At 39.7% G+C, this 4,619-nt stretch carries 5 protein-coding genes; 1 reads left to right on the top strand and 4 read right to left on the bottom strand.

The features are described from left to right. The 4 genes from PLK24_RS08600 to PLK24_RS08585 form a co-directional block, all read right to left on the bottom strand. Nucleotides 1-552, bottom strand: a 552-nt coding sequence (locus tag PLK24_RS08600) for a Gfo/Idh/MocA family protein (RefSeq protein ID WP_324478195.1), incomplete at its 3' end; no start/stop codon positions are given. Nucleotide 553: 1 nt separating this feature from the next. Then, complete coding sequence (gene serS / locus PLK24_RS08595) at nt 554-1,837, bottom strand: serine--tRNA ligase (RefSeq protein ID WP_324478193.1); 1,284 nt, start codon at nt 1,835-1,837, stop codon at nt 554-556. 26 nt (nt 1,838-1,863) lie between these two features. Further along, complete coding sequence (locus PLK24_RS08590; RefSeq protein WP_324478191.1) at nt 1,864-3,321, bottom strand: RtcB family protein; 1,458 nt, start codon at nt 3,319-3,321, stop codon at nt 1,864-1,866. Between the two features lie 152 nt (nt 3,322-3,473). After that, nucleotides 3,474-3,893, bottom strand: a complete 420-nt coding sequence (locus tag PLK24_RS08585; protein ID WP_324478189.1) for an archease — start codon at nt 3,891-3,893, stop codon at nt 3,474-3,476. A 303-nt stretch (nt 3,894-4,196) separates the two neighbouring features. Here PLK24_RS08585 and PLK24_RS08580 point away from each other — a divergent pair, with 303 nt between their 5' ends. Then, on the top strand, nt 4,197-4,379 hold the full coding sequence (locus tag PLK24_RS08580) for a hypothetical protein (RefSeq protein ID WP_324478188.1): 183 nt from the start codon (nt 4,197-4,199) through the stop codon (nt 4,377-4,379). Nucleotides 4,380-4,619: the final 240 nt, after the last annotated feature.

Below are 4,619 nucleotides of genomic sequence, written 5' to 3'. Positions count from 1 at the left end.
ACCACCAGCGATTTCTTTTCTTAATCTCCAGCTCATGGGTCGGGTTGGATCACCATATCCTGAGTGAAGATAAGTACCACGTACTCGATAGATTTCACCAATCAAACCATTATCAATAAGTTGCTTAGCCCTTAGAATCGCTGCAACAAAACGATTTTGAAATGACATTCCAAAAACTACTTGGTTCTTAATAATTGTCTGTTTCATTTCTAACGCTTCATCAAGCTTCATAGCAAGGGGCTTATCGCAATATATTGCCTTCCCGGTTTGAGCTGCACTTAGAACTGCTTTTAAATGGTGGGCATTGGGAAGAGCTATTACAATGATGTCAATATCCTTCCGCTCACAGAGTTCATCAATTGAACTGGTTACAAAGGGAACTCCGGTTTCTTGTTGTGCTTTAATGGCGGTATCTGGCCGAGAAGTACAAATACCACGGATATCAGGAATATAAGGAAGATCAGTGTAATAATAAGGAAGGGATTGAAAAGCTAAAGCGTGCACATTTCCAATAAATCCAAAACCAGCAATTCCAATTCCAACTTTTTTCATTTCAAATCACCCGATACTGAGGAGTAATAAGCTCTAATCCTTGCATATAGGGACGAAGCGCCTCAGGGATAACAACCGTGCCGTTTTCTTGTTGATAATTTTCAAGAATTGCAACTGCAGTACGACCAATCGCCAGTCCAGAACCATTTAAAGTATGAACAAAACCGATTTTCCCGGCTTTATTTCGATAACGAATATTCGCTCTTCGAGCTTGGAAGTCTTCGAAATTACTGCAAGAAGATATTTCACGATAGGTTTTTTGTGATGGAATCCACACTTCGATATCATAGGTTTTTGCTGATGAAAAACCCAAATCACCACTACAGAGGGCAACTACTCGATAAGGGAGTTGGAGCACTTTAAGCACTTCTTCGGCATTGGCTAAAAGCTTTTCCAGTTCATCATAGGATGTTTCAGGTGCAACAAATTTAACTAACTCAACTTTATTGAATTGATGTTGTCGAATGAGACCACGAACATCTTTTCCATAAGAACCAGCTTCCCTTCTAAAACAAGCCGTATAAGAAGTATAGTAAAGGGGAAGAATTTCATCAGGCAGAATTTCATCAGCATGATAATTGGTCACAGGTACTTCAGCAGTTGGTATTAAATAAAGGTCATCCTGGCATTTATACAGTTCATCAGCAAATTTGGGGAGGTTGCCGGTTCCGGTCATAGATTTCTGATTTACCAGGAAAGGAGGAAAAATCTCTTGATATCCATGTTGTTGGGTATGAAGGTCAAGCATAAAATTCATAATTGCTCTCTCTAAACGCGCGCCCAAACCTTTGAGGACCGTGAAACGGGAAGCGGCAATTTTAGATCCCCTTTCAAAATCAAGGATATCCAATCCTTCTCCAATATCCCAATGAGGACGTGGTTCAAAATCGAATTCTCGGGGTTTACCCCAGCTCCTAACCACTCGGTTACAACTTTCATCCTGCCCGATTGGAACCGTTTCGTGGGGTATGTTGGGTATCCATAACTGTTTCTCTTTCCATTCCTCTTCGGTCGCTTTCAACTTATCATCGATAATTTTGATTTGTTCGGCAATATTTTGAACATTTTTCATTAAATCTTCGGTATCTTTTCCTTCTTTTTTCAGAAAACCGATTTTCTTGGATTCCTCATTTCTTTTCTGTTTTAAAAGATCAGCTTCCTGTTGTAATGATCGGCGTTGATCATCCAAAGAAAAAAGTTCGTCCAAATCAAACTCGGTGTTTCGATTTTTAAGGGCAGTTATTATTATTTCACGATTATCTCGTACCCATTTCCAATCTAACATAATTGTCGCTCCTTTGCTGAAATTATCTATCCTTTCATCACTGCAATTGGCTGAGCGTACACAACACGACGTGCCAAACCCGCTTTTTCCACCACACCAACCACCTCTCCTACATCTTTATAGGCTGCCGGGATTTCTTCACGAAGGGTCGCATTGCTCTCAGCCATCACCAATATTCCTTTTTCTTCTAATTCATTAACTATATTTCTCCCTCTCGATGACCTATCGGCTTCTGACCTGCTCATTATTCGTCCCGCCCCGTGACAAGCTGTACCAAAAGATTCTTCCATTGACTGAACCGTTCCACACATAATAAAAGACCCGGTTCCCATGTCTCCAGGAATAAGAACCGGTTGACCAACCGAGCGATATTTTTCTGGAAGATCTTTTAGTCCTGGTCCAAATGAACGAGTCGCCCCTTTTCGGTGAACACAGAGTTGCTTGGTCTTCCCATTAACCCGATGTTGTTCAATTTTTGCAATATTATGAGCAACATCATAAAGTATTTCCATTCCCAAATCTTGAGCAGAACGATGAAATACTTTCTCAAAGGATTCTCGAACCCAATGGGTAATCAGTTGACGATTAGCCCAGGCAAAATTAGCAGCACAGGCCATAGCGGAAAAATACTGTTGTCCTTCAATAGAATGAATAGGAGCACAAGCTAATTGGCGGTCAGGAAGATAAATGTTATATTTTCTCATAGCACTTTGCATCACCCGTAAGTGATCGGTACAAACCTGGTGACCAAATCCCCGCGATCCGGTATGAATCATTATTAAAATTTGATCAGGATATAATCCAAAAACCTTGGCTATATGAGGATCAAAAATTTGTTTTACTGTCTCGATTTCAAGGAAGTGATTTCCGGAACCTAAGGTTCCTAATTGACCTTTGCCACGTTCTAATGCTTTTTCGCTAACCGTTGTTGGATCAGCCCCTACCATAGCTCCCTGTTCTTCAATCATCAATTCGTCTCCATTCCAACCAAAACCTCTTTGTATTATTGCTTTGGCTCCGTCACGAAGAATCTTTTTTAGATCTGGAAGGGAAAATTTAATTTTTCCTTCTGATCCCACTCCCGAAGGAACAGAATGAAACAGGGTGCTTAATAAATCCTTTTTTTTAGGGATACATTCCTCAGAACTTAGTGTGGTCTTAACCACTCTCACGCCACAATTAATATCAAAGCCTACGCCACCAGGGGAAATAACCCCATCATCAAGGCAAGTCACCCCAACACCACCAATGGGGAAACCATATCCCCAATGGATATCTGGCATAGCTAAAGAATAGCCTACAATTCCCGGGAGGCAAGCTACATTCGCTACCTGTTCAGGAGCCTGGTCTTTTCGGATTTCATCAATCATACGTTCATTGGCAAAAATCAAACCATCAGTCAACATACCTTTTTTGTAGTCTCGAGGGATCAACCAGCGCCAATCATCGATCTTTTTTAAAGGACCATTCCAAATATTTGACATAGTCATACCCTTAATTTTAAGTGTTTTCTTTTTTTCTTAAATTAAAGAAACCAACTAAAAATTCTTTTCTACTTTTGTCTGATTTAGTAAGGCGAAAAATTCTGCAGATTGATATGAATTAATGTAAGCCGGTTAATTTGGAAACCATTTAGCTATATATCAAGATAAAATTGAGCTCGCCATAAACCTGGTTTTTGCTCTTCCACTCTGGCTTCATAATAAGTACAAGCTTTTACAGAATGTTTTAAAGGATATTTCATCGAATTATACATTTCACCTTTAACCTTAGCTTTTATAAAATATTGTCCTATTTCTTTTATCTCAAATTCGCACAAAAATGCCTGTTCAACTTCAAATAGATAAAGAAGTTCATTGAGCCAAGTTACTAATAAATCCTCATAATCATTGCCATCAACTGATACTGTTGTTTCAAAAGAAATCTCAGCACAAGGATTGTCAGCAATCAGATAAAATAATCCTTGGGCAGAATGAATAAAAACTTCTTCCAAGCTCTTACCCCAAGCAACTATACCAATATCTGCAGTATGATTAATAACCTCGTAGGATTTCATTAAAGAAAAATAAACCCCTTTCCCACGAATATTTTGCTCTCAAAATAATAAACACCTTAATCCTAAGATTTGTTGATTAAATTAGATCTGCATCTTTGGTTTTTTTACTTTAAATCAGCTCTTCAGTATTCTAACAGTTCAAATCTCTGAACCAGTATATATTATATTTAATAATAGACTCTTATTCCAATTTTTGACACTTGAGGATGAAAATACTCTTCAGAAATCAATTCCACCTTTAGAAAATGTGTTTAGGGGGATTTGAATTTATTACTACTCCGTCATTGCAAGGAGTGCAGCGACGTGGCAATCTCATTTACTGAGTCTGTCATTCTGAGGATTCCGGTGACTTTAACCGGACGACGTGAGAATCTCATCCACCCACTCCGTCATTCTGAGGAGTGTCTTATGCGGCGTGATAATCTCATCCGCCTACTCCGTCATTGCGAGGAGCGTCCTATGCGACGTGGCAATCTCATTCTTTGAGTTTTTATAAAAAGAATCGAAAAGATGAGATCCTCACGCCCTCGAAAAACGAGGGCTCAGGATGACGGGTATGGTGTCAGATGAGATCCTCACGGCTTCAAGAAACGAAGCCTCAGGATGACTAATGAAAGGTACCCTCTCCGCCGCGAAAGCGGCACTCCTCCACGGAGGGAATTGTTCAATTCATTCCCCCATTGAGGGGGGATTCAGGGGGGTGTGCCTTTCAATTTTTTATTGAAT

The organism is Atribacter sp. (genome assembly GCF_035418125.1).
In the GTDB taxonomy this organism is placed as follows: domain Bacteria; phylum Atribacterota; class Atribacteria; order Atribacterales; family Atribacteraceae; genus Atribacter; species Atribacter allofermentans.
The sequence above is the reverse complement of the archived record's forward strand: the minus strand, read 5'-3'. Positions and strand labels throughout refer to the sequence as shown.